We start from the raw sequence: 582 nt of genomic DNA, 5'->3' as shown, positions 1-582 counted from the left end.
TTTCACCGACAAGTTCGTTTGCTTTACCGTGAATGTTGCCGGAGACGATGATCGCATCAGCGCCCACTTCTTCGAGTTTCTTACATACGATGCGTGTTTCATCGAATGTTAAACCGCCGTCAAAGAATTCAGTCGCGGTTAGCTTCACAAGAATTGGAAACGCATCCCCCACCAACGTTCTGGTCTCAGAATAAATTTCCAAAAGCAAACGCATACGATTTTCTAAGCTGCCTCCGTATTCGTCTTCGCGTCGGTTGTAGTACGGGCTTAAAAACTGGTTGATTAGGTAAGTGTGCGCGGCATGAATCTCGACACCGTCAAAACCAGCTTCTTGAGCTCGTTTACTCGCTAATGCAAATGCTTTTACGATGTAGTCGATTTCATCCTTCGTCATCGCTTTGCCTTGAGTATTCGTGCCGCGCTCAGGCACATCACTCGGTGCAAAAATCACGCGCTCACCGACATTGTAGGTGGTTTTAGTACCGCCATAAGCAATTTGCATCACAATTTTAGAATCGTACTGATGAACCAGTTCTGTGAGCTTTTTGTATTCTTCGATGAAAGAGTCGTTGTAAATACCCA

The 582-nt window shown here is 45.4% G+C and carries 1 pseudogene; it reads right to left on the bottom strand.

From position 1 onward, the window contains the following. A pseudogene (locus R8O10_RS26460) lies at positions 1 to 582 on the bottom strand (NADH:flavin oxidoreductase); the annotation flags it as partial.

It is taken from the genome of Vibrio sp. 1727 (assembly GCF_033344415.1).
Classification (GTDB): domain Bacteria; phylum Pseudomonadota; class Gammaproteobacteria; order Enterobacterales; family Vibrionaceae; genus Vibrio; species Vibrio alginolyticus.
The sequence above is the reverse complement of the archived record's forward strand: the minus strand, read 5'-3'. Positions and strand labels throughout refer to the sequence as shown.